20 protein-coding genes are annotated in these 25,395 nt (G+C 35.1%); 2 read left to right on the top strand and 18 right to left on the bottom strand.

What is annotated here, in order from left to right:
• Window positions 1-34: 34 nt before the first annotated feature.
• From ACQKN4_RS10935 to ACQKN4_RS10895, 9 genes are all read right to left on the bottom strand, one after another.
• Window positions 35-961, bottom strand: a complete 927-nt coding sequence (locus ACQKN4_RS10935) for an alpha/beta hydrolase fold domain-containing protein (RefSeq protein ID WP_427483665.1) — start codon at window positions 959-961, stop codon at window positions 35-37.
• Between the two features lie 359 nt (window positions 962-1,320).
• Window positions 1,321-2,253 (bottom strand): carbamate kinase, encoded by a 933-nt coding sequence (gene arcC / locus ACQKN4_RS10930; protein WP_079561844.1) that lies wholly within the window; start codon window positions 2,251-2,253, stop codon window positions 1,321-1,323.
• A gap of 5 nt (window positions 2,254-2,258) precedes the next feature.
• Window positions 2,259-3,029, bottom strand: a complete 771-nt coding sequence (locus tag ACQKN4_RS10925) for a DUF2877 domain-containing protein (protein WP_427483664.1) — start codon at window positions 3,027-3,029, stop codon at window positions 2,259-2,261.
• Window positions 3,026-4,291, bottom strand: coding sequence for a DUF1116 domain-containing protein (locus tag ACQKN4_RS10920; RefSeq protein ID WP_079561846.1), 1,266 nt, complete (start codon window positions 4,289-4,291; stop codon window positions 3,026-3,028). The genes ACQKN4_RS10925 and ACQKN4_RS10920 overlap by 4 nt, the downstream gene beginning before the upstream one ends.
• A complete protein-coding gene (locus tag ACQKN4_RS10915; protein ID WP_427483663.1) occupies window positions 4,291-6,045 on the bottom strand; it encodes an acyl-CoA synthetase FdrA in 1,755 nt (584 codons plus the stop codon). The genes ACQKN4_RS10920 and ACQKN4_RS10915 overlap by 1 nt, the downstream gene beginning before the upstream one ends.
• 17 nt (window positions 6,046-6,062) lie before the next feature.
• Window positions 6,063-7,112: an ureidoglycolate dehydrogenase gene (gene allD, locus ACQKN4_RS10910; RefSeq protein ID WP_079561848.1), complete on the bottom strand. Its 1,050-nt coding sequence runs from the start codon at window positions 7,110-7,112 to the stop codon at window positions 6,063-6,065.
• A 124-nt stretch (window positions 7,113-7,236) separates the two neighbouring features.
• Complete coding sequence (gene allE, locus ACQKN4_RS10905; RefSeq protein WP_079561849.1) at window positions 7,237-8,040, bottom strand: (S)-ureidoglycine aminohydrolase; 804 nt, start codon at window positions 8,038-8,040, stop codon at window positions 7,237-7,239.
• 25 nt (window positions 8,041-8,065) lie between these two features.
• Window positions 8,066-9,295: an allantoate deiminase gene (allC, locus tag ACQKN4_RS10900; protein ID WP_079561850.1), complete on the bottom strand. Its 1,230-nt coding sequence runs from the start codon at window positions 9,293-9,295 to the stop codon at window positions 8,066-8,068.
• 295 nt (window positions 9,296-9,590) lie between these two features.
• On the bottom strand, window positions 9,591-11,213 hold the full coding sequence (locus tag ACQKN4_RS10895; RefSeq protein ID WP_427483662.1) for a lactate permease LctP family transporter: 1,623 nt from the start codon (window positions 11,211-11,213) through the stop codon (window positions 9,591-9,593).
• Between the two features lie 308 nt (window positions 11,214-11,521).
• On the opposite strand from ACQKN4_RS10895, the gene ACQKN4_RS10890 reads away from it, so the two are divergent.
• The gene (locus ACQKN4_RS10890) at window positions 11,522-13,135 is read left to right on the top strand and encodes a PucR family transcriptional regulator (protein WP_079561852.1); all 1,614 of its coding nucleotides are present in this window, start codon (window positions 11,522-11,524) and stop codon (window positions 13,133-13,135) included.
• A gap of 253 nt (window positions 13,136-13,388) precedes the next feature.
• Here ACQKN4_RS10890 and ACQKN4_RS10885 read toward each other — a convergent pair whose 3' ends face one another.
• The 7 genes from ACQKN4_RS10885 to ACQKN4_RS10855 form a co-directional block, all read right to left on the bottom strand.
• Window positions 13,389-14,147 (bottom strand): class I SAM-dependent methyltransferase, encoded by a 759-nt coding sequence (locus tag ACQKN4_RS10885; RefSeq protein WP_079561853.1) that lies wholly within the window; start codon window positions 14,145-14,147, stop codon window positions 13,389-13,391.
• Between the two features lie 80 nt (window positions 14,148-14,227).
• The gene (locus ACQKN4_RS10880) at window positions 14,228-15,121 is read right to left on the bottom strand and encodes an AraC family transcriptional regulator (protein WP_427483661.1); all 894 of its coding nucleotides are present in this window, start codon (window positions 15,119-15,121) and stop codon (window positions 14,228-14,230) included.
• A 764-nt stretch (window positions 15,122-15,885) separates the two neighbouring features.
• Entirely contained in the window at window positions 15,886-17,139 is a 1,254-nt protein-coding gene (locus ACQKN4_RS10875) for an MFS transporter (RefSeq protein WP_079561855.1), read from the bottom strand.
• 427 nt (window positions 17,140-17,566) lie between these two features.
• Complete coding sequence (locus ACQKN4_RS10870) at window positions 17,567-18,775, bottom strand: alpha/beta hydrolase fold domain-containing protein (RefSeq protein ID WP_427483660.1); 1,209 nt, start codon at window positions 18,773-18,775, stop codon at window positions 17,567-17,569.
• Between the two features lie 1,002 nt (window positions 18,776-19,777).
• On the bottom strand, window positions 19,778-20,152 hold the full coding sequence (locus ACQKN4_RS10865; protein WP_079561857.1) for a cupin domain-containing protein: 375 nt from the start codon (window positions 20,150-20,152) through the stop codon (window positions 19,778-19,780).
• Between the two features lie 94 nt (window positions 20,153-20,246).
• Window positions 20,247-21,206: a 2-hydroxyacid dehydrogenase gene (locus tag ACQKN4_RS10860; protein ID WP_427483659.1), complete on the bottom strand. Its 960-nt coding sequence runs from the start codon at window positions 21,204-21,206 to the stop codon at window positions 20,247-20,249.
• A gap of 514 nt (window positions 21,207-21,720) precedes the next feature.
• Complete coding sequence (locus ACQKN4_RS10855; protein ID WP_427483658.1) at window positions 21,721-22,620, bottom strand: helix-turn-helix transcriptional regulator; 900 nt, start codon at window positions 22,618-22,620, stop codon at window positions 21,721-21,723.
• 95 nt (window positions 22,621-22,715) lie between these two features.
• On the opposite strand from ACQKN4_RS10855, the gene ACQKN4_RS10850 reads away from it, so the two are divergent.
• Window positions 22,716-23,171: an effector binding domain-containing protein gene (locus tag ACQKN4_RS10850; RefSeq protein WP_427483657.1), complete on the top strand. Its 456-nt coding sequence runs from the start codon at window positions 22,716-22,718 to the stop codon at window positions 23,169-23,171.
• A 198-nt stretch (window positions 23,172-23,369) separates the two neighbouring features.
• Here the strand turns inward: ACQKN4_RS10850 and ACQKN4_RS10845 are convergent, their stop codons facing one another.
• Together ACQKN4_RS10845 and ACQKN4_RS10840 are read right to left on the bottom strand one after the other, a co-directional pair.
• A complete protein-coding gene (locus ACQKN4_RS10845; RefSeq protein ID WP_427483656.1) occupies window positions 23,370-24,566 on the bottom strand; it encodes an MFS transporter in 1,197 nt (398 codons plus the stop codon).
• Window positions 24,567-24,659: 93 nt separating this feature from the next.
• Entirely contained in the window at window positions 24,660-25,208 is a 549-nt protein-coding gene (locus ACQKN4_RS10840; RefSeq protein WP_079561862.1) for a MarR family winged helix-turn-helix transcriptional regulator, read from the bottom strand.
• Window positions 25,209-25,395: the final 187 nt, after the last annotated feature.

Here is a 25,395-nt window from a genome sequence, read left to right as displayed (position 1 = left end):
ACAGAACATACGTTCTATACCTAAAAAACAGCATTTATTCATTAATTATAGTGATAATTTTCTGTTGAGCATCTAGAGCTTCAGGGATTGGCATAACAACAAACACATGATTCATTTTCGGATAAACAAAGGTATTGTGTTCAATTTCCTGTTCTGTTAGCTCTTCATCAAGTCTTATTGCATCTGGATATAAACATTCGTGCGTTCCAATAAAATGAGTTATCTTTCCTAGTCCTTTAAAGTCAAGGTTTATTGGACTAATCAATGGATCTTTTAAATCTTTATCAGCTGCCCATAACTTAGTAATGACTACCATTCCTTCACTTGCTAACATCGGATCGATTTCTTCATATTCAGCTATAAGAGGATTTTCAAAAGTCAAATCAACACTTGCTGATAATAAAATAATGTCTTTCGGTTGAGGCAAATTGTTCATTTTTACAACATGGGCCAGGCCAAGTGCTATATTACCGCCTGCCGAATCTCCCATGATTGTTAATTGATTTGAATTTTCAGCAGTTGCAAGCATTTCTTTATACAGATTTAGAATTTTCGGGTACGTATCCTTATAGTTAAAATGAGGCACTTTAGGATAAATCGGAACAATTATTTTCGCATTCAAAGATTGCGCCATTTTATCCAAGAACAACCAATGGAAACTTAAAGGTTGCTCCGTCCAAGCACCACCGTGTAGATATAGAATAGCTTTTTGCTTCAAAGACTTTTCGTCATTTAATGTGAAAACCTGCATTCCCTCGAATACATGCTCCTTCACTTCACTTAAAAATGTAACATCCTCTCCAATAACATAAGGTTTAGTGTTTTCAGTACCTTTTTCCTTAACAAACTGTTCGGTGTTTGCAATACTAGAAAAACTCTCTTTATTACTTTCAGCAATTATCCATTTTTCGAATTGAATACTTTCTTCTGAACGTTCTCCGTTATAAATAGTTACACCCATCTTTTAGTTTTCTCCCCTTTAAATAAACATTTTTATTGGTTTCAAAACATAGAATAATGATTTGTAATAGCTGTGAATCTTAGAAGTTTTTCAACAGTTTTACAAATTATCAATCTTCATTATACATTATTATCCTTTTTTAACTAAATATAAAAAGTCCAAAACTATTTCTCCATTTTTAAGACAAATAGTTTTGGACTTTTAATTTTTACATATGCTTTCTACTTATTTGTTTAAAGGCTAGTAGAACCCTCTTAAGAGTGATTCAACAATTTCGAAGTAAGTTGAACGACAAGAAGTTTGCAACGTCTAGAGAACGCTATATGTCGCTTTAGGACGTTGCAAACAACTAATTCAGCTTATTTTGTTATACGTGTACCTGCTTTTCCGTCTAATGCAGTTACTGCTTGATCGATTGAACAAATGATAGACTCTTTCCCTAATTTCGCAAATTCTATAGCTGCTTGCATTTTTGGTAACATACTACCTGCTGGGAATTGTCCTTCTGCAACATACTGCTCAGCTTCTGCTACAGTAATATGGCTTAATTTTTGCTCATTTTCTTTCCCAAAATTAATATAGACATTTGGTACATCTGTTAGCATCATGAAAACATCCGCATTCACTTGTTGTGCAAGCTTTAATCCTGAACGATCTTTATCAATTACTGCTTCAATACCTTGTAATTGACCACTGTCTTCACGATAAACAGGTATTCCACCACCACCAGATGAAATAACAATTGTTTCATCAATTAAACGTTTAATTTCATCTATACCATGAATCACTTTAGGTTCTGGTGAAGGCACAACGCGTCTGTATCCCCGACCTGCATCTTCTGCCATCGTAAAGCCTTGTCTTTCTAGACGCTGCGCATCTTCTTCCGAGAAAAATACACCGATTGGTTTAGTCGGATTTTTAAACGCTTGATCGTCCTTGTCCACTTCTACCATCGTTAGCAATGTCACCACATTTGTAGCAATGTCTCGTTCTTTCATATGGTTTTTTAAAGCTGTCTCCATCATATAACCAATGAACCCCTGTGATTCTGCGTTACAAACATGGATTGGTAGTGGTTCAACAACATTTTTAGCAGCTTCGTTTTGAGCAATAATATTTCCCACTTGCGGACCATTGCCGTGTGTAATGACAATTTTATGCCCCGCTTCTCGAATTTCCACCATATGGCCTGTTGCCGACACTACGTTTTTGAATTGATTTTCATAAGTTGCTTCTTGTTTTGGCTGTAAAATGGCATTACCGCCCAAAGCAATAACTACACTTTTCCCCATTTCTTTCACTCCTTAGTTAATGACATGTAAATGCCATATAACGTATCCATCCCGGATGATGAACCTACATTTATAAGCCTTTTCATACTTTCTAAAGATGGATCATGCTGCAATGCTGTAATCTTCGAACTAAATAGACCATCTAAAGCACATGTTATAAAACGCTTACTAACAATGGTTGTTAACGGTTCCTTCATTAAAGCTTTTAACGTTTCTAGATGTTTATGTTCGATAAAATGATTGATAAAATGTCCGTACAAAATGCCGACCAGTATATCGTCACCAGTTGGTGTTAGGCCTTGTCCACGTCCAATGAAGTAACGAAGTGTCTCCTCAAGATTTTCAGATGGATCTTGTAATCGATTGATCAAGGACAACACACGTGCACGTTCAAAATCTGTTGAATCATAGGCTTTAAATGAAATGTCTTGAAAATTTTCTTTTAATTGAGTGATATTTGCATGTTCAAAATCCATATTTAAAGGGAGTGTTTTTGAATTCAACAACATGTCAAATCGGTTATGAGTAAGACGTTTATGACGAACTGTTAACGTATCTCCCACTTGAATATAAGTCTTTATCGTTTCTTTCGTTTGTGGATCAAGCAATATACCAAACGGAAATGTCCCATTTTCATCGGTACCAGCAAATATCAATTCACCATTTTGATCAACGATATTCAAACCTTTTTCAAATATACTGTGTACGGAAAAGGTATTACCTTCATTTAACAATGGAAGTGCGATTGACCCAACCGCACTTGCTTGTAAAATCATCCTTTAAAGCCTAGCTTTTCGGCATAAGCTGTAATAGCTTTTTCGAAACATTCGATTGGCGGATGGACTGTACCGGCACCAATTTGTCCGTAACCCGCAATTTTGTGGGCAATACCTGTGTTGATGACTGGAGTGATCCCTGTTTCAACAACTTTCCTAGCGTCGATGCCTAAACATGCGCCTTTGAAGTCCCAAGTTGGGATGACAAAGTTCGGATTTTCACTAATACAAATTTCAGTCATTTGATTACTCGTTTCAAGCGCATCATTAAATCCGCCCGTACCTACAAAGCGTGTAACTGCAGGAGCTGCAATCATTGCCATGCCGCCCACACCGATTGTTTCTGTAATCGCTGAATCGCCCATATCTGTGTTTGCATCTTCTGCTGAGTAACCAGTGAAATATAATCCTTGTGGCGTATTAACAGGAGCCGTAAACCATTCGTCTCCCATACCCGCAATACGTATACCAAAGTTTTCACCGTTTCGGCACATCGCAGTAACAACTGTACCGTGTTCGATCGTACGCGCTGCATCCATCATCGCCTTACCAGCCGCCATGGCAATGTTTAAGAAAAATTGGTCTGTGTCAGCTAAGAACTGGATTACTTCTGTACATTGTTCTTTTTCAACGTCTTCTAATGACGTAATGATTGGCGCTATTTCTTTTAAAAACGCAAGTGACGCAGCAATATTACGTTGGTGGAATTCATCACCCATGGCAATCGCTTTCGCAAACAATACGTTAACGTTCAAGCCTTCAGCCAATGTTCTTAATGCTTTACTTAACACTGGACCTAATACGTCTTTCATCCAGTGTAAACGGTTGATTACTTGCTCATTATAAGCGCCAAAGCGTAATACGGCTCCAATCCCTTCGTTCATTTGACAGTACGCCTCGTGACCACTCTCTTTGTTAACAACGACAAGGACTGGCATATTAGGTGATGTGATACCACCCATTGGCCCAACCGCATTCACATGGTGACATGGAATAAATGTTATCTGATCATTTTCAAGTAGATCACGTGCACCTTCCTCGTCTTTTGCCCATCCTTCAAAAAGGATTGCGCCAACGCAGGAACCTTGCATAGGATCTGTCATGTTTTCATATTTCATTGGAGGTCCAGCATGTAATAACACATACTCTTTTAATTCTGGAATAACAGACTTAGCAGGTACAACATCCGTTAAGAATGGTGCTGCTGCTATGATCTTTTGAATAACGGCTTCGTTTGCTTCATTGATTGTTCTGAAACCCATTAGATTGTACCTCCTTCATAATAGTTTAAGAATTGAAGTACTTTCATTAACTTCTCATCGCCACCAGCAATTGGACGCCAATTAAATTGAACACATTCCGAGCCACTGTTTTGAACAGCTTCCGTAAAGCTTTTTAGCCCAATATTGATCACACTTGGTTTCATATTGATGAACGACATCACTTTATCATCTACTGCTAAATTTTCTTTTGTATAGTCGAATTTTTGTACATCGACAATTGGTTGTTCCACTTTACCGCCTATAAGTTGGATAGCTGTGCGAACCATTTGGTCGTTTGTCTTACAAATAATTGCACCGCTCTCTTTTAAGATCTCCATTTGTTTCTCATAACCTTGGATGTCCTGTGCTGTACCAACAACTGTTGCAAGCACTGCAAGTTGACGACCATCTTGACGTGCACTGTCTAAAATACGTTTGATTGCTGGTGCTAGTTCACTGGCCATGTCTTCATGCCCACCGTTACCAATGACGTTATCAATCATAATGACCGCTGTTTCAGGATCGTTAACGGATTTTTCAAGCATTTCGATTCGTTTTTCAGGATCAATCATCGGGTGTGGTTTACCTTTTGTATAAACATCATCACCTAAATCGATAATTTCATGAGTGTTTGTTTTTAAAACATAGCTATCGCTTTTCTCTTCAGTCATTGTATCTTTGAAAGCATCTCTCACTAGCATCGCTGCTTCAGATGCTAATGTACCGCCTGAATAATAACCTTTAATACCAACTTGTAATTCTTTTAATACAACGTTTACATCAGCTGTTGTCGGTTCGAAATTCGGTTTGTCCCCATTTGATAATTGGACAGCTACAACTGCTGCTTCTTCAAGTGTATAAGCATGATAGATGTTCTCTTCTTGATAGGAAGGTTTGTCACCTAAAAATAGCGTAACAACTGGTTTGTCAATATTTCTTAATAAGTTTAATACTTTGCGTTGTACTTCCTCTGCAGGTGGTTTGGAGATCACTGTAATTACTTTTACTTTCGGATCTTGATTTAACGCTTTGATGCTATCTAACATTGTAATCGCACCAACTTCCGTCGATAAATCACGTCCACCTGTACCAAGAGCGTTCGTAACACCTTTACCATAACGGTCAATAATTGTTGTCACTTCTTGGATCCCTGTACCTGATGCCCCGACAATACCGATGTCGCCTTCGTTTACGTTATTTGTAAAGGCAAGAGGTACGCCGTGAATAAGTGCAGTACCACAGTCTGGGCCCATCACTAATAATCCTTTTTCATGCGCTTTTTGTTTCAATTTCACTTCGTCTTCTTTCGAAACATTGTCGCTGAACATGAATACATGCAAGCCTTCGTTCAATGCGTTTTCCGCTTCCATCGCAGCATATTGACCAGGAATAGAAATTAACGCTAAGTTCGGATTGTTCGCAAGCTCCATTGCACGTTTCCAGTTATGTGCTTCTTGACCTTTAGATGTATTTTGTGAATCTGATTCACCTTTTAAAGCGATCTCTACTTCTTCTTTCACTTCGTCTACTTTTTGTTCTTGATCTGTATCTACAACGATGACAATATCATTTGGCTTAGCTTTTTCTAATTCATCCGTGCCTAAGCCAGAAGATTTAAAAATGTCTTTATTCGCTGGTGTTCCCATCATGATTGATACTTTGCTTACACCATCAATTGCAGATAACTTATTTGATAAAAGCATTAACACGATGGAGTCTTTATAAGTGTTTTCTTTTATAATTGTGTATAACATGATGATCCTCCAATTTATTATTCTGCAAATCTATTTTTTCCGTGATAACGATCGAAATGAACATCGTCTGACACAAGGTAGTTATAAATATCGTCTACGATTTCAATACCTTCTTTATCATATTTCGCACTTCTTAATTTACCGCGTTCACCTGGATAATAAATTTCTCCATATCCCTCTGCAGCTGGCTGCCCTTTTAATTCATCGAGCATCGTGGAAATTTGTCGTTTGAAAGCATCTAAATTTGTGAAATAGGCAGGATTAATAACAATATGAAGTTGACCTAAGTCACGCCCTTTTGTTAAGTCTTGATACATGGAAGACACATGCATACCATGAGGGACTCCTAGAAGACTACCGGATAATATATCTACCATCATCATCAAGCCATACCCTTTTGCACCCGAAATTGGCAGGAGTGCATGAACATCTCTAGCATTCGTAGTTGGTGCACCAGTTTCATCTACTGCCCATGTATCTGGAATAGATTCGTTTTTACTTCTTGCGTCTAAAATTTTGCCCCAAGCTTGGACAGTTGTCGCCATATCAAATGTAATGATGCGATCATCTGCAGATGGTGCACTAAATGCAATTGGGTTTGTACCAAAGTAAGGTTCAGTCCCCCCAAATGGCACGGCCATAGGATCTGATTGACACATACTAATAGCAACCATATCTTGTTCTGCTGCCATCTCAACAAAATAACCTAACGCACCACTATGTGAGATATTTTTCATACCAACAACGGCAACACCTGATTGTTTTGCCATGTCAATCGCTTTTTCCATTGCTTGTTTTGCCACTTGGTGACCTGGGCCATTATCTCCACCAAAAACAGCAGAGCATGGACCTGTTTGTTCAAATGTATAATTTGGATTTGCGGTAATACCGCCTTTTGCGATTCGTTCAGAATAGTATTCAACACGTACGGCACCATGTGAGTGAATACCTCTATGATCAGCGAATGTTAAAACATCTGAAACATCATGTGCCGCTCCTTCATTTAATCCCGCTTTTATAAACTTTTGTTTCATTAGATTAAATAGTTCTTCCTTCGATACACGCATCTTGTCAGCCCCTTTTCTTACATCACTAAAATATTTTGTCAGATTCTACATAAGTGAATTTCTTTTGTAACGGAGATACCTAATGAATCTTTCGATAGCTTCAAAGATTCATTAGGCCTCCTCTTTATAGGTCAATGTCTCGGTTTGCATCTTTAGAATAAATATATGAGAATGGTTCATCTAAACCAATTGCATAAGTTGCTTGTGGTACATAAGCGCCCATAAAGATATAATCCCCTTTATCAACTGGCATCCATTCGTTATCTAAGTTATACATTCCTCGGCCACTTAAAACGTACGCACCGTGTTCTTGAACATGTGTTTCAATGTAACCGTGTGAAGCACCTGGTTTGAATGAAAGAATATGAATGTTCATGTCATATCCGATCTCTTTTGGTAATAAATCTTGGATTAATACTTCTTTCATACCTTCATAAGCTTCTTGTTTAATGTCGTTCACATTACCTGTCACTACATCAGGTGTATGTCCTTTAAGTGGATGCCCTTTAAGTGGTTGATAACGTTTTTTATATAAAAATAAGCGGCTATCCTCACCGTTATTATTATTTTCAAAAGTTAACTGTAGGTGTGGCGGTACATATAAGTATCCACCTGCCGTTAATTCGTATTTTTCACCAGCTGCATAAGCGTTGATTGTGCCATTAATAACGTATACAAATGATTGAATACCTTCACCAGCGAAACCAGTTTTATTTCCACCTTCGTTTTTAACAGTCACTAAGTAATCTACGAATCTTGCGCCTAAACGTGGTGATCCTAAAATTGTTACGTCACAATCTTGAAAGCCAGGTACAACATTATTCACTAAGCCATCTGGTGTGATTAAAGCGTAATTATCTTTTTTAATGACAGAACGTGTTTCTAATAAACCTTCTCTGTATCCTTGATTAAGATTTAAGTAACCCATCAGTAAATCCGCTCCTTTTCAATGTTTATTCTTTATACGCTAGTTCATAAAGTACATCTGCTAATACTTCGATGCCTTTAACTAGGTCTTCTATCTTCGTCTCTTCTGTGATATTGTGACTAATTCCACCAATAGAAGGTACAAACAACATCGCCGTTGGAACATATTGCGCGAAGATTTGTGAGTCATGTCCTGCACCAGATGGCATCACTTTATATTGATCACCTACATTGTTTTTTGCTGCTTGTTCAATAATTCGAACGATTTTTTCATCCATCAATGTTGGTGCCTCATCCATCCATAAATTAATGTCGTAAGTCATGCTATTTGCTTCAGCGACTAGTTTAATTTTGTCTTCGATTTCTGCAGCAAAATCATTTAATAGTTGCTGATCAATATGACGACAATCTATTGAGAACGTAATTTCACCAGGAACTACATTTACTGTGTTTGGTACAAGTGTGACATGACCGAACGTTAACACAAGTGGTTCCCCAATTTCTCTAGCACGTTTTGTTAAATCAGTGACAATTTCACTATAGGCAACAACTGTATCACGACGTAATGACATTGGCGTTGTGCCTGCATGATTTGCTTCACCTTTTAAGTTGATCGTGAAGCGTTTTTGACCGACGATTCCATTAACAACACCGATTGTTTTGTTTTCCGTCTCTAACACCTTACCTTGTTCAATATGAATTTCAACAAATGCTTTGATGTCTTTGCGTACGTCAGTCGTATTACGATAATCAAAACCTGATTGACGCATCGCATCTTCGAACTTAATACCTTCAGCATCTTCAATTGTGTCAACATCTGATTTTTTAGCTAAGTTAAAGAAGTTTTTGCTACCCCAAAATGTATAAGGGAAACGACTACCTTCTTCTTCTGCAAGCGATAATACTTCTAATGAGCGCAATGGTTGACCATGCTTTTCTTTTAAATATTTCACAGCCACGAGTGCAGATAAGATACCGAATTGTCCATCTAGATGACCACCTTCAACTACTGTGTCGATATGTGATCCTGTTAAAATTGTTTCTTCCGGATATTTACTGCCAACAAGACGCCCAGATAAGTTACCGATGTCGTCGAATCGTGCATAGAAGCCTTCTTCTTTGAATGTTGTTTCCAACTCACGAACGGCATCATTCCATTCTTGAGAATATAAAAGACGTGTAATACCACCTTGTTCTAAACCGCCAAAGCTTGTGAATTTCTTATCTAACAACTCAAAAGTCGATTGAATATCCATACTGCTTTCACTCCTTCCTTCTACACTTTTATTATAGGGCCTTCCTTATAACCATTCATTGACACAACGAACAATAATGGAGGGTCCTTTTATGCACTTTAAACAAAAAAATTAGTAAGGAGCAAGTAGCCGTGAGGTAAAAAAGAATGCTGTTCGCTATCGATTATGTAAAGGGACTAAAAAGGCGTTTGAGCAGAGCAAATAATCGAGTTTATCTTTACGTAAAAACAAAAACCACATAGTAAATCTATGTAAAAACTTAGATTTACTATGTGGTATATTCATATTTACGTCATTAGAGGATAAATGATAACCCGAGTGTCATGATACATACGAGAAGGAGCAAGCCTAAACTATATCGTATTGTATATTGAAAAATTTTTGACTCATTCCCGGTTTGATTAACGGCTGCCGCTGCAATCGCGATAGATTGTGGTGAAATCAATTTCGCTACGCTTCCACCAGCCGTATTCGCAGCCATTAGCAATGATGGTGAGATGCCAATCTGCGTTCCGGTAACTACCTGCAAGCTGCCAAATAATGCGTTATTATTCACAACAGATCCCGTGAGAAAAACACCGATCCATCCTAATACTGGACTAACAAATGGGAAAAATTCACCCGTTTTGGCAAGCGCCAGTCCTAGAGAAGTGCTAAGCCCAGAAAAGTCCGAAAGATTAGCAAAAGCCATTACAAGTACGATTGTAACAATTGGTAACCATAGTTCTTTAATCGTGTCACCTAATAAATGAACGGATTGTTTGATATTTAATGCTGGAAACAGGACACTTGTTAAAATGATGGACAATAAAATCGCCGTTCCCGTAGCCGAAACAAAGTTAATATTTAAAATAGCTGGTATAGCATTTGCTTCTGTTACGATCGGTGGTGTACGCATGATTTGCTCATGTAATCCTGGCATTTTCAAAGCGACAGTCGTAAAATCAAGTGCACCACCATCTACAAATAATTGTTTAAATGCAGGCAAGCTCCAAACGGCAATAACACCTGTAAGGATATAAAATGGTGACCATGCTACCAAAATCTCTTTCATCGAATAGTTTTTTAATTTCCCTGTTAATTCTACCCCTGGTTCATGGTAAATCGTTTTCGGTTGCCACTTCCTTAAGAATAACGCTAAAGCAACCATACTAACTAAAGAAGGAATAATATTCGCAAGCTCCGGCCCGATCATAGTAATTGTCAGTAAATGAAGCACTGAATAGACACTACTAACGACTAAAATAGCTGGGAATATTTCTTTTATTCCCTTGATTCCATCTAAAATAAAAATGAGGAGAAAGGGTACGACAAATGATATTAAAGGTAATAGATAGGCTGTCATTCTTGACAGTTCTAACGTTTCCAACCCACCTACTTCAGCACCAGTAATGACAGGAATTCCAACTGTACCAAATGCGCCCGTAGAGGCATTGGCGATTAGACAAAGTCCGGCAGCTTTAATCGGATGAAAACCAAGCGTCACAAGTAAGGCTGCACAAATAGCGATTGGAACACCTAATCCGGCCGCTCCTTCCAAGAAAGCATTAAAACAAAAGCCAATGAGCAATAATTGCAGTCTTTGATCCTCGGTAATATTCGCTATACTACCACGTACGATTTCAAATTTTCCGGCTTGCACAGAAATTTTGTACAACCAAACAGCCATAATGACGATATAACCTATAGGCCACAGCGCTTTACCTGTTCCTAGAAGAATGGCCGCGAAAGCTTTGGCAATCGGCATATCGAAAATTCCGACTGAAATGATCATAGTAACCCCTAAAGTTAAAGCCGCTGCATAAATACCTTTTAACTTAAAGATTGTTAAACTAAGTAGAAATAGGAGTATAGGAAGAAAGGCTATGATGCCACTCACTATTTCGTTTCCAAGTGGATTGTATTGTTGATCCCACATCGTTGTCACTTCTTTCTAACGTAGTTATTTCTAACATGGTTTAGTTGAGTAAAAGTGAATTTCTTTGTTCGAGCTACTTTAGCATGCTATCCTTGTTGTAACCCGCTTTTCAAAAACAAAGCATTACATAGAATATTTTGACCTAGTTCAAGCATATGAATCTCCTTTACTATTTCGAAATAAAGGATTATACGTATAATAACCTTCAAAAATAGTATACAATCAGAGAGATAGCTTATCCTTGTAGCATCTTACATATTTAAATAATATTTTGGCTTTTTCTAACAAAGGTAGAGGAGATGATTCTTGTGACAACATTAAAAGAAATTATGTCTGTCCAACAATTTTCTGATTTAATATTGTTAAATGATGAGGGCGATTTAGAAAGAGAAGTAGAAATGGTTGATATTACGGAAACGCCTGACATTAAAAATTTCACAGCACCACATTCATTTATCGTCACGACGGGTATGTGTTATCAAGACGACCAATCCGGATTAATAGATCTCATACGAGAATTAAATGATATACAAGTTGCCGGCATAGGCGTTAAGTTATCGCGCTTTTTAGAAAAGATCGACGAGGAAGTATTAGAATATGCGAATGAGTTAAAATTCCCCATTATCAGAATCCCTGATAGTTGGAATCTTGGATCCATTACACACCATATATCATCCTATATATTGGATGAAGAAACTGAAAAATTATATTTCGCATTAGATATCCAACAAGAATTAAATACAATGCTTATGAGAGGTTTGAGCTTGGAAATGATGATTGAACGTATGAGCAGACTCCTCAGAGTCCCGGTGATGCTCTTAAATCCTTTCCATCAAATTAAATCGATGAGCCATCACTTCCACGAACACTCAGAGCAAGTTCAAAAAAATCTTAGTTACTTCAAAAGATGTGTTAATTCCAATCAAATTTCACCTAATAATAAAGCATCTTTCCAAGAAGAACATATTATATTTGAGGTTCCAGCATTTAAATATTTTCCATATTATTTGATGGTCTCAAATGTCAATACGCTTACGTATCCATTTAGTTTGCTTGCCATAGAACAAGCTGTCAATACACTCAGTCTTGCCATCTATAAAAATAGTAAAATCAAAGAAGCGGAACAACAAGATGTAAATCGATTTTTCGAAACTTTAATGTCTGAACATCCTGATAATCTTATTTCAGTCAAGCAGCACCCTGAGTTTTTAAAAAAGCATCTTATCCAACCATCTAATTTCTATCAAGTGATCGTTTGTGCAATTGATCAAGAAAGAGATGTGGAAAATAATATTTATTTGAATGAACGCTATCAGATGACCTTTGAATGGCTCACACATAAGTTGACGGACATTGATCCTTCTATCAGTGTCTATATGTCTCCAGGGAATCATCGGTTTACGATACTCTTACAAACGAAACATCAACATTATTTAGATTACTGCAAATATATCCAAAAAGAGTATCAAAAACTTTTTAATAGTACCCTTTCTTTCGGTATTGGGAATGAAGTCACTGAATTCTCACAGTTACCACTCTCTTATTTCGAAGCGAATGAAGCTTTTGATCATAAGTCTGAAAGTGGGAAAATAGAATTTATAGAACTCTATAAATCTAAAAGTGTGGAAGAATTATTACAACTCATTCCAGCCAATAAATTAAAGCCGTTTATCACATATACGCTAGGTTCATTAGCCTATCCGAAAACGACGAAGGAAAAAGAACTAAAACATACATTGAAAATTTATTTGGCGAACCATTGTGATCTTACAAAAACTTCAGAGGATATATTTATTCATCGGAATACGGTTAAATATCGGATTAAAAAATGTGAAGAGATATTAGGTCAACCTATCGAAGCACCTGACATTTCACTGGATTTACGATTAGCATTATTTGCATCAGAAAAAGTAAATTTTTAACCTAAAAAATCCCGCTAAAAAGCTGTTATGGATGCTTTATAGCGGGATTTTTTTCCTATTTTACCGCTACACTTGCTTCCCCACCTCAATTATGAGCATGAAAATATAGGAGCTCCTCTTCACCGCCGTTAGTTTAAGTGTAATTCATCATAAACTATTAGCAGGTTTAAAAGTCTTTTTAAATAAATGAACTGAGCGAAAAATAACGTTCAGTTCTTTTGGAAATATCCAATTTCATAAGTGTGCGATTATATTATTTTCGTACAGCTTCAAATGTAATGAGTTGGCTATCTTTTGATGGTTGCTTTTTGTAAGTATAATCGGCAGAACAAGTAATATCAGAAAAACCAACGTTTTCTAATATAAGTTTGAATTCTTCGATTCCGTACCATCTCATTGCAAACTTCTGTAATTCTGTGCTTACCAGCTTACCTTTTCTCCATTTCTCGTATTTTAAATAAGATAAGGTATATTGGTCGACCCAGTTGATTTCAATTGATTTGCTTTCTAATGAAATGCCTTCTTCGTTAGAAAGAGGAAAGGTTTCAGTAGTAATTTCTCCTGTACGCCAATTGCTTGGTAATTCCAAATCAACTATTATACGTCCTCCTGGCATTAGATGATTATAAAAGCATTTCAGAGCATCTTTAGCATCCATTAAATTGTCAATCAAGCAAAAGGAGCCTGTAGGTATAACGACAGCTTCATATTTTGATTCCAAAGAAAAACTACGTAAGTTACCTTCATATAGTTTCGGAGTTAAGCCTCTTTCTTTGCATCGTTTTCGACAAGAATTTAACATTTCTGTTGAATAGTCAATGCCATCAACAATAAATCCATTTTCAATTAAAGGAATTAGGAATCGGCCTGATCCGACAGCAGCTTCAAGTATCTTCCCTTTAGTCCCTTTTAATCTTTCAAGATAATATTCAATATCACCGTCAATTGAATACCCCACTGGTTTGGTAAAATCATATACTTCCGTACTTAATGCACCATAATAACTAAACATTCCATTTCCTCCGATATTATTTGCGAAAAATTTTAATTGAATTTTTAAAACTTCCGCACCTCAATTTTACTGATTAAAACTTATGATTTCTTTTTAATTGGTACATAAATTTCCATTACTGCATTTTCTAAACCATGACAACGTTCATCGTAAAATTCAAAGTCTACTTTTGCTTCGTCAAAAACATATTCACTGTCTTGAAACCATTCTTCAAAAATGTATTTCCATGTTGCCTTTACAACTTCTGATAATGGGTCTGCATTGTATGTTGCTGCTGTTGCAACATTGTCAACAGGAGGAGTTGTGAAAACTGCATATTCCGCTTTTGGAACATCAATTGTCATCATATCCGATGTTATATTTGAATAATCATCAACAATAACGCCGAACAAATATTTGACATTACTTTCATCAGATGAAGATACACAAATCCCAACTTCTCCATGCTTTGGTGGATTCAATTGTTCATACATTTTGCTCTCTAAATTTTCACCAGTATAAGTATCCCAATATGCAGCTATATCTTTCGTATATCCATTCGAAAGATTGGTTTTGATTCCATAACCTGCAACCTTAAAAGCAGATTTTTTAGTAAAGGTAGGATTCATGTTATAACTTTCGATTTTTAACATATTTTTGCTTTTGCTCAAGCTATTGTTTCTAGTAATATAAACCGTCGGACTGTAACCAAATTCTTTCCGAAACGCTTTGGAAAATCCGCTTGCTGTTTTAAAACCATAATCAAAAGCAATGTCAATGATTTTTCTGTTTAATAGAAGTTCTTCTCTAGCTTGAATTAATCTTTTTTTACGAACATAATCCATAAGAGGTGTTCCTTGATACAAACTGAAAACTCTGCAAAAGTGGAAAACAGAATAACCGATATGTTCTGCAATCTCATTTGCGGTAAGTTCTTCCCTAATGTGCTTTTCAATATATGTAATACTACGCTTAATGTCATCATTATAATTCAATGTACCAACCTACCTTCTTCTGTATGGCGAATTCATTATAACAATTTGTAAAATGAGATGCTGTTCCGTTTTTGCTAAAAAACTGTTTACATTTTTTATTTGCTCTTTAAAATTTCAAGATACTACTTTAACCTAATAAAAAAAAGAATCTTTAGATAATGAAGAATCGCTCTTGTTCGTTCTATTCATAATAATATCCACTTTCTTATCCAGCCACCTTGTAAATCACTTAAACATGAAAAATTGTCCTATTCACAGCCTTCATTGTCAAAATAACACCGACTTTTATATAAGTCCAAGTTCAATAATTGAAAAAAGTAACACTACAAAAAGTAATTAACTTCTCTCTTTCAGATAATATTTCTAGTTTCCATCGTATTCTTCCTACGCAAAGACTTTCTTATAAACTGTGCATCTTTGTTTCAAACTAACACCTAGAGAATTATTCAAAAATTTATCCATGCTGCGGTTGGTGATCCAGCCGAAAAACAAAGTCAAACCAATGATGGATAAAATACTGTATACAAACTAACTAGTAATTCAAATGAGAAGACAGTAGTGACAAGGATATGTTCCTTGTTACTACTGCCTAATTCAGTGGTTATATCGAACTCGGATTGCAGGGGTTGTACAATTCATGTTTTATATAAATCTAGAGCATTAGCTTGTAAGACCTCGATAAACTCCGCTGCCTTTAGACAGCAATTACAAAACTACCTATCAGCGGGAGATGTATTAAACCTCCACTGATAGGTAGCTTTACTTTATTCATTAGTTAGGGGATGGATTGTTTTCTTCTCTTTCAACATCACGACAATGAAGAATAAAATCGTTGCTGCTACAAGAAGTATTGCTGCAATATAGAATGCTAATACTTTCGAACCGGTGATATCACCAATATAACCAGTAAGAGTTGGCGCGATAACTGATGAAGTCATCCCAAAGAAGTTAAAGATACCTAGTGCTTTAGCCATGCTGTTGGAAGGTACTGAATCAGTTACATATGTGATTAAAACTGGATCAATGGCAAGTTTACCTAATAAACCATATAAAATTAGTGCTCCATAAAGGACAGCAGGGTTAGGTGCAAATACGGTTAAACTAATTGTTACGGCTGCACCAATTAACAAGAAGATAATTAATTTCTGACGCATATGTGCATTTTTATCAATATACTTAGAAAATATCAATGCACCAGGTACTGCTGTGACTGCAACTAAAGCAGCTACATATCCTACTGAACCTTGTTCGAATCCTTTTTCTGAGACAAGGAATGATGGTAACCACGTCACAATCATGTAATAACCATAACATGTTGCAAAATATACGAAATAAATAACTAATTTTTTTGACGAGAATAATTCTACGCCTTGAGATACTGTGTTTTGTGTTGTTTTCTTATCTTCGGATGTTTCATTTGTAGCTGTTTTTTTGTCTTGTTTAACAAACAACATAAACACAAATGTTACAGCTACTATTAAGACTGCTATAATATACAGCATGAAATTCCATTTAATTTCAAGACCACCTACTAATACAGATGAGCCTACTAGGCCAATGACCATCCCTAATGCCGAACCACTGTTGATGATCGCATTAGAAAAACTTTTCTTATCTTTTGGCATATATTTAGCTGATAAGGAGAACGCTGCACCATAATATGAACCAGTCGAAAGACCTGCCATTAAGGCGCCTATATAAACTTGAGTAATTGTCGTGCTTGATCCAATGACGAATGCTGCTAATGCAAAAATGATAAACGCAGGGATTAATACTCGTTTTTGTCCAAATTTATCGACGAGTATTCCTGATGGAATTTGCATACCTGTATAGGCAAAGAAATAAATAGAAGCAATAAGTCCTACTTGTGTATCGCTAATATTACCAAGCGATTCTTGAATTTGTGGATATATTGGCGTAAGTATTGTACGATAAATCCAAATAACTACCCAACCTAAACACAATGCAAAAATGATTTTTTTGTAATAATTCGGGTCATGTTTAACTGTTTGTTCCATGGTTGACACTCCCATTTTTTTGTATTTACTGCAGTTACTACTGTTATTACTTAACTTGATTGTAGGTTACGAGTAGGCAAAAAACATTGTTCACTTTGAACAAAAATAAAAATTACTTTGCATATTTTAGACAAAAGGCAATTCTTAAAATAGTTAATATTTCGTCTAAACAAATGAATACTCACTATACATTTTTGTTTGATCTTTCAGAGAGGCTTTCAAAATCAGTTGTTCATTGCCACCATTACACTTGGCTGACCGCTACTTCTATCTTCTCGGCATAGGAGGTGCACCCTATAGAGCGGCCATGCTGAGCACAAAAAAAGCTGATTTCTAACCAGAAATCAGCTTTGGAAAAATAAAAACTCTATCAAACTACTTTTTTCATATTTTTTACATATCTCATCAAATAATTTGTTTTTAATGTTTATTTGTTATATTTTTCAAGAAACATCTTGACCTTTTCGAAAGTAACTTGAGTATTCAAATTACCTGGTGTTCCATCATAAATATGATCAGCATGTGGAAGAAGATAAAGCTCATGAAGAACGTTATTCTTTGAAAGTGCTGTATCTAAAATTTTAGCTTGTTCTATTGGAACAATACGATCGTCCATACCTAAAAACGTAATAGTAGGTGGTGTGTGTTCTCCGATATAATTAATAGGAGAAAGTTTTTTATAACGATCAGGGAATTGTGAAGGTGTGCCCCCTATATATTCTTTCATAACATTTTGCACATAGTCCGGACTAGGGCTACCCTGATAAAACTTTGTCATATCTGTCGGTCCGTAAATATTAATTACAGAATTAATAGGTGTCGGTGCAACATTAGTTGAAGCTGATAACTCTTCATTCCCCATACTATAAGCAGCTAGCATAGCTAGATTCCCTCCTGCGGATTGGCCCATTAAATTTATTTTGGTCGGGTCAATTTTGTAAGTATCCGCATGTTCCACTACCCATCCTATTGCTGATTTCACATCGCCGACCTCATCTTTCCATTCTGCATGAGGAGGCATACGATATTGTACATCAAAAACAGTATATCCTAACTCACTAAGATATTGGTTCCAATGGGGGGCACTATTCTTATCACCTTCAACCCAGCCACCACCATGTACATTTATAACAGCAGGATTAAGTGCAGTTTTTGAACTTGCATGGGCAGGCCACACATCAAGCTTTAACTCTATGCCATCTGTAGTTTTTTCATATACAACATCCTGTGTAAATGTAGACGATATTTTTGCATTGTTAAAAAAATGAGTGTTAAGTGAAACTGAAACATTCTCACTTTTAGCATAGTTCTCCATTTTTATAATTGGTTCTACATTTAAAAATATGTTTAGTAACAATAGTGGAATCAAAATAAATTGAGCGATTCTAGCTTTTTTCCATGTAGCAAGTATTAATAGCGCTATGTTGAAAACTGTCAGAATGACTAAAAACCATGGAGTGTACAATGCAAGTGTTCCAACAAGACCCATCATGCTAATTATACTCATTGTATAAGTAATGGGAAATGGATATATTACCATGACAGTAATAAGTATCATTACTACTGAAAGGGCTGTTAATAGCCACTGAATTATACCTTTAGGGCGCCAAGATGTTAACTGTCGTTTTGTTATCATTTCTTTAAATTCCTCCATAATAAATCAACTATCTCTTTTTGTAAAAAGACTATTTGACTCTAATCTACTGATTTATCCAGCGTATAATAATTGTTTCAACGATGGATAAACCTCGAAAAAATGGCTTTTATACTTTATTTTAATCACTTACTTTTGTCATTATAAAGAACAACTGAAAATATTTTTTTATTACATTCCTCTCTCCTTTAAATATAACCGACACTAAAAACAAATTAAAATGTTCATTATCCCCCCGATATGATAATTTCAGTCTTAGATTTCCGTTAAGACATTTTTATTTTCACACGAATTTTGACTACAATTTAATAATTAAAATGCACTCAATAGTGAAAATTTTGGTTTCTTATGTGATCATATAAAAATATTAAGCCTACAATTCAATACCTCATAAATGGAATTTGTAAACCTTAAAACTTAGTATTTTTAAACAAATTTTAAATAAACCTTTCCTTTTTTATTAGGAAGTACGATGAATGTTAATGAGGAATGAACGTTAGAGGTAAATTTAGGAAGGAAAAGAACTCATATGTTTTGCAGCATTAAGGACCTATATATGTTCTCCGACTTTGGGTATTTCTTTTTTATTGATGATAAATACTCCTTCAATCAACCGAAACATCATAAAATCAGTACTCGACGAGTCAATACAAAAACGGAAGAAGGACTTTTGAGACAAGTCATATAAGACGTCCAAAAAAACTTTAAGTAAGAAATCAATGTAGTATCAATGGATTAAACCCTTTTAATACATGGTTTTCTGCTTTATCGTTGTATACCCCTATGTTTCTATACTTGCAAATATAGAAACATAATAAAAAAGCTGCCAAAAGATCAGATTCGATCTGTTTTCTGGGCAGCCGTTCAAAATTCCATTGCTTACTGTGAAATCAAGTTTTGAAAAAGTATATAAATCGTGTTAATCTCTCTATTTTATCGATGAAAACTAGTTAACCAACAGACGTGAAAGTTAACTCTACACTATTAATGCGGAATAAAACCAATTGGTGTAGGACCCGCAATTCCTAACATAACAAAATCTTTATCAGAATTATTAGTCATACCGTGCTTTTCACCCGGACGTGCAACAACAACATCACCAGCTTTAATTTGCACCATTTCACCACATTCTGGATAAAAATCTGCTGTTCCTTCAATAACAATCCAAATATCATCCGCCTTCTTGTGCGAGTGGATGGGCAAATCTTGTCCTGGACGCATACACCAGACAGCTCCAACAGTATTAGGTGTTTCATAGAAAATATGTTTTGTCGCTTCTTCATCTCTAAACTCTTGAATATCTGGCCAATGGAAAATACGGTTTTTCAAATCATCTCTTGCTATTTTTTTTAATGTCATTGTATTTTCTCCTTGTTTCAAATTTCCAAACCCAAATGATTTAGCGTGTAACAGATAAAAAACTTATCGAATTTGTAAGTTAAGTATCAAGGAATTATCCTTTTATAATATTTTGAGGTTTACCCTCTAAAAAGGCAATTGTGTTATCGAATGCAATTCTAGCACGCAATTCCATCGCTTCATCAGTTAAGAAACCTACGTGTGGTGTTAAAATTACATTTTTAGCTTGTAATAGCTTATAGTCTCCAGGTATAGGCGGTTCCATATCAAATACGTCGATACCAGCTCCGGCAATTCGACCTTCGTTTAATGCATCCGCTAATGCATCATTATCAACAATCGGACCTCGTGCGCAGTTGATTAAAATAGCAGATTCCTTCATTAATTCTAATTTTTCTTTAGAGATTAATCCCTTCGTACTTGGTAATAACGGAATATGTAAGGACACAATATCAGATTGAGTTAATACATGATCTAATTCCATATACTCAATTCCTAAAGCCTCAGCTTCCGGATTTCTTCGGGATTGGTCTGCAGCCACTATTTTTGCGCCAAATGCTTTAAACAAATGAGCCGTCATCATGCCAATTTTACCTGTACCAATCAAACCAACAGTTTTACCTTTAATTTCACGACCTTGGAATGCTCCTGGGAAATTAACGCCACGAATCTCTTTATCCCCCTGAGTAATATGACGATACACATCTAATACTAAACCAATTGTTAATTCCGCAACTGCTTGATTTGCATATCCAGCTGCATTACATATCAAAATATCTTGGTTTTTAGCTTGAGCGATCCCTACATGATCAACACCTGTAAAGGCAACATTGATTAGTTTTACATTGTCATTTTGATCAATGACTTCTGTAGGATATGGATTATTGGCAATCATAATCACATCTGCACCTTCACTACGTCTTGCTAATTCTGCCAAATCCGTTGTTTTCTCGTTGTAATAAACAAATTCATGACCGCCCTGTTTAATTGGTTCCGCTAATTTTTCAATGATCGAATCCGAAACATTTAATGGTTCTAATAATTTAACTAACATGTCATCAATTCCCTCCTATTATTTTACAATACGTCTGTTGATTAACTAGGTACCATAGTTTAAAAATAGAAAGATCCACGTTAAAATCACATAAGAAGAGGTGAATGAAATTTCAGTTTTCACTTTGTACGTTTTGCACAAAAAACAAGGTATTTTCATTTTTAACACTTCTACTTTCTCATATTTTCTTATGGTATTCCTTAATTCAATTGTAGGATAGGAGCATTTAAATAACATTGTTCACTTTCAACAAAAATAGAAACAACATTACATGTTTTTGACAAAAGTAAATATGAAAATAACTAGGGAATTATGCTTTATCGATCTTATAAGTACTTTCTCTTTCTGCTTTCCGAGCGGTATTTTTATCTCTACATACAATAAAAAGCCCGTCTACCTCCAAGGTAAACGGACTGTTATAGCTAGTTTAAAGGCTGCTGTTGTAAATATTCCTAATTAAAAGTTGATATAATAACATAAACTATAGCCCTTTAATCTTATTTAACATGCAGAACTATTTACTATATAGATTTCTAATCTCATCTAAATATTTCGTAAAATTATTAATATATGAAGTAGGCGATACAACTTCAACGAATTTACCATAACTAAGGAGAGTATTATATCCTAATACATTATCATTAAGAGGATAGATTACAGAATACCACGTATCATCTACATTCTTAATGCTTTCTCTTCCTAGTAATTCAAAAAATTTATCAATAACTAATTTATTTACTAATAGAGTAACTGGTACTTTCTCTTTCTCCATCCATTCACCACCATTATAAGATAGTGGTCGATACTCTCTTTTTGAGAAGGTACCTACAATACTAAGGTTTGATATTCTTGCAAGTTTATAGATTTTGAATTGTTCTGTGGAATAACAATAAGCATCCATGTACCAGCTTCTGTCTTTATATACAACTCTATATGGCTCAGTGGTCTTTATTGATTCTTCACCTTTTGAATTTATATAGTTAAAACTAATTAATTCATTTTTTCGTATTATTGAAAGTAAATCCAAAACCAGTTTTCTTAGTTCCGTATTTCCTTTCGAAAGAGAGAGGTCTATTTCAAAATCTGGAGTTTCTCCAATTTTATTTAACTTTAATATTGCATTAAACGTCGAGTTATCATCTAGTACTTGTAACCTACTTTTCAAACTTGTTTCAATAGACATCAACTCCGATTTCGACATCGGAGGTTTATTTAATTCAACTGAATCCATCAAATATATACCACCATTTTTACCTTTTACACAATACAGTGGTAATCCAGACAATGTAAGGTCATCTATATCTCGCATAATTGTTCGTATGTTTACATTGTATTTTTCAGCCAATTCTTTAGCTGTTGTTTTTTTATGATCAATTAGGTAAGAAATTATTCCTAAATGCCTATCTATTTTCATAAAATCTCCCTCATAAACCCCTTTATTAATATGACATACAGTTGTCATATTGTATTTGATAAGATTATAGCATAAACCAAAGGAGGTTCATGATCATGAAAATCAAAAGCAGAGAAACATTTAAATTAATTGGTAGAAGTATTGAGATACAAGGTCAAGGAGTAAATGATGAAAATTACTCAAAAGAAAAAACAAAATTCTATAAGGAATTGTTTGATCAAGGCATGATGAAAGAACTTATGCCTATCTCAACTGATAAAAAAGGTTATGCAGTTATTATTCCCATAGAAAACGGAATAAAATACTTTGCAGGTGTAGTATCAGATGATTGTAAAGACGGATATGAAAATTTAGAAATATCTTCACAATCTTATGTAGTACTTGCTACACATGATGGGGTTTCAAGGCTCTTGTTTGATAAACTTGAAAATGAGTTTTTTTCAAATAAAGACGATGTTTCAAAATTTAACGGCGAGAAAATTCTGGAAGTTCTTATAAATGGAAACCCAATGAATGCTGAAGTTGAACTTTGGGTGCCAATTAAAAGTTAGATTTCGAGACTATACTTTTTTGAAAAAACTGGTTAGATTTATCTAACCAGTTTTTAGGTTTATTTATTATATTGAATTTCAGTAAAATGTCATGTTAATAAAGGTAAGTCTCCATTATTGAAAATCGATATTTTTCGGAAGGCATATCGATTAACTTAGCTGGTCTTCTTCTATTTGATGCTAATGGTCCATCAATAATCAATTTAGACTTTGCTTAGTTTGCATTTTTATCATCATTGCAGAAACTAATCCGATACTAAGTGTTGTAGCAAGAAGAATGAATGCTACTGTAAAGCTACTAATTTTCATAAAGTAAACAGATATAATGGGCGCAACACTTGTTCCAGCAAATAAAATAACCGTATACATAGAGACCGCAATACCACCCATTTTCCAGCCTAATTGACTAACAAGTGTCACTAATGAAGGGGCAGCAAGAGAAATCCCACTAACAAATATGATACTAATGATGGTTAATCCAATTATGTTTGAAGTAACGCTCATCATGATTAGTGCGATAATCGAAAGAGTCAAGGCAACTTTAAGTACAAACAACACATTGAATCGTTTTGCTAGTTTTCCTGCAAAAGGTGACATTATCATTCCTAAAATACCAAAAGATCGAATGTAAATTAGTTTCTGACTACTCATTCCGAAAGAAGCGCTCGTAAGATACTCACCCAAAATAATATACATACTGACAAAAGACATTAATAAAACGAATGCAATCATATAGCTGAATATTAAATTTCCATTGGTGAAAATAGTATCAATCTTTTTCATGGGTTCCCATATATTTTTGGTTTGGTTATGAGCCACCCCTTTTGGTATAAACCACGATACTAGAAAGGCAGTAAAAATATATACTATAGAAAGAACATAAAATATTACATGCCAATGAGTATGTTCACTAACATATCCGCTAAATACCTGACCTACAATTCCAGCTACAAGAAATCCTGTGCTTATAAAACCAACTGCTCCTACTTTTTTATCATTTGGAAATACCTCAAGAGTATATGCAAGTGCTACTGGTGAAAATGTAGCCGCCGCAAGTCCCTGTAACCCTCTTAGTAGTAGAATTAAAGAAAAATCAGTAACCATTCCTAGTAGCAACGTTATAATACTTAATGAAAAAAGGCCCATAACGATCACATTTTTTCGTCCATATTTTTCTGATATAGCTCCATAGAAAAAACACCCTGTAGCAAATCCAATTGAAAAAATACTTGAAGTGATGCCTGCTTTGGACAATGAAATATGAAAATAATCACTGAAAAGACTAATAAGAGGTATTGTTAAATATAAACTAGACATAACTACCATCCCTGACCAAGATAAAATAATAGTCATCAGAGAATAATTTACTTGGTTTCCTGTAATTGCTTTGTTCATACAATAAATCACCCTTTTTAATTTGATTAACTTATAGTTAGATAATCTAATTAAATGATTAAAAAAATTAAACTGCATCAACAAAGCTACAGTTTAACGTTCCACCTCAAGTTTTCTTTGTATAGATGTTAATAATTTATTAACCAGCTTCTCAAAGACTTTTCGTTCATCGGGTTCCAAATCAATCATGTTAGAAGCACAAGACGACCAATAAGTTGGCAAAATCTCAGCAACAAAAGTACGACCTTCATCTGTTAAACTCACATAAATTTTCCTACGATCTTCTTTACTATGATTCCGTACGACAAGATTTCTCTTTTCTAACCAATCTATCATGGAAGTTGCCGACGCCCTCGTAATCCCTAATCGTTCAGCTATAGCAGAAGGAGTCGCTCGTCTTTCACCATGAAGTGTAAGTAATATTAGTAAGTCTAATTTACTTTCTGTAATTCCGAAAGGAGCCAGTTCAATATCCATTTCATCTAAAACGTAGTCACTTAACCACAATAACATTAATCCTAATTTTGCATCTTCTTTATCCGTATTACCTGAAGAAGTCGTTTGAATCAGCTCGATATACGGCTCTAGGCCTAATACTGGTAAATCATCTTCATTAGTGAACATTTTTTTAAATTTTGTCATTTAATCACCTTTTAATTAGATTATCTAACTATCTACCATTCTAACTAAAAATCTAAATTGATGCAAGAAGTATTATTACCATAAATTTCTTTAATCTAAAGCAACACAACAAGCATTAATCTAGAACGGTGCTTTCCTATATTTCATAGTTCTTGCTTTTTTCTGATTGAGGAATTTTTGCATAGCA

Origin of the sequence: Lysinibacillus sp. NPDC093692 (assembly GCF_050280125.1) — a bacterium.
Classification (GTDB): Bacteria; Bacillota; Bacilli; order Bacillales_A; family Planococcaceae; genus Lysinibacillus.
Note: the sequence above shows the minus strand (reverse complement) of the source record. Positions and strands in the feature narration are given on the sequence as shown.

Coding starts and splice junctions, on each gene's coding strand:
- ACQKN4_RS10935 (WP_427483665.1), bottom strand. CDS start 961: ATGGGTGTAACTATTTATAACGGAGAACGTTCAGAAGAAAGTATTCAA.
- arcC (WP_079561844.1), bottom strand. CDS start 2,253: ATGGGGAAAAGTGTAGTTATTGCTTTGGGCGGTAATGCCATTTTACAG.
- ACQKN4_RS10925 (WP_427483664.1), bottom strand. CDS start 3,029: ATGATTTTACAAGCAAGTGCGGTTGGGTCAATCGCACTTCCATTGTTA.
- ACQKN4_RS10920 (WP_079561846.1), bottom strand. CDS start 4,291: ATGGGTTTCAGAACAATCAATGAAGCAAACGAAGCCGTTATTCAAAAG.
- ACQKN4_RS10915 (WP_427483663.1), bottom strand. CDS start 6,045: ATGTTATACACAATTATAAAAGAAAACACTTATAAAGACTCCATCGTG.
- allD (WP_079561848.1), bottom strand. CDS start 7,112: ATGCGTGTATCGAAGGAAGAACTATTTAATCTAATGAAACAAAAGTTT.
- allE (WP_079561849.1), bottom strand. CDS start 8,040: ATGGGTTACTTAAATCTTAATCAAGGATACAGAGAAGGTTTATTAGAA.
- allC (WP_079561850.1), bottom strand. CDS start 9,295: ATGGATATTCAATCGACTTTTGAGTTGTTAGATAAGAAATTCACAAGC.
- ACQKN4_RS10895 (WP_427483662.1), bottom strand. CDS start 11,213: ATGTGGGATCAACAATACAATCCACTTGGAAACGAAATAGTGAGTGGC.
- ACQKN4_RS10885 (WP_079561853.1), bottom strand. CDS start 14,147: ATGTTTAGTTATTATGGTGCATTAAGTACGGAAGTATATGATTTTACC.
- ACQKN4_RS10875 (WP_079561855.1), bottom strand. CDS start 17,139: ATGGAACAAACAGTTAAACATGACCCGAATTATTACAAAAAAATCATT.
- ACQKN4_RS10870 (WP_427483660.1), bottom strand. CDS start 18,775: ATGATAACAAAACGACAGTTAACATCTTGGCGCCCTAAAGGTATAATT.
- ACQKN4_RS10865 (WP_079561857.1), bottom strand. CDS start 20,152: ATGACATTAAAAAAAATAGCAAGAGATGATTTGAAAAACCGTATTTTC.
- ACQKN4_RS10860 (WP_427483659.1), bottom strand. CDS start 21,206: ATGTTAGTTAAATTATTAGAACCATTAAATGTTTCGGATTCGATCATT.
- ACQKN4_RS10855 (WP_427483658.1), bottom strand. CDS start 22,620: ATGAAAATAGATAGGCATTTAGGAATAATTTCTTACCTAATTGATCAT.
- ACQKN4_RS10850 (WP_427483657.1), top strand. CDS start 22,716: ATGAAAATCAAAAGCAGAGAAACATTTAAATTAATTGGTAGAAGTATT.
- ACQKN4_RS10845 (WP_427483656.1), bottom strand. CDS start 24,566: ATGAACAAAGCAATTACAGGAAACCAAGTAAATTATTCTCTGATGACT.
- ACQKN4_RS10840 (WP_079561862.1), bottom strand. CDS start 25,208: ATGACAAAATTTAAAAAAATGTTCACTAATGAAGATGATTTACCAGTA.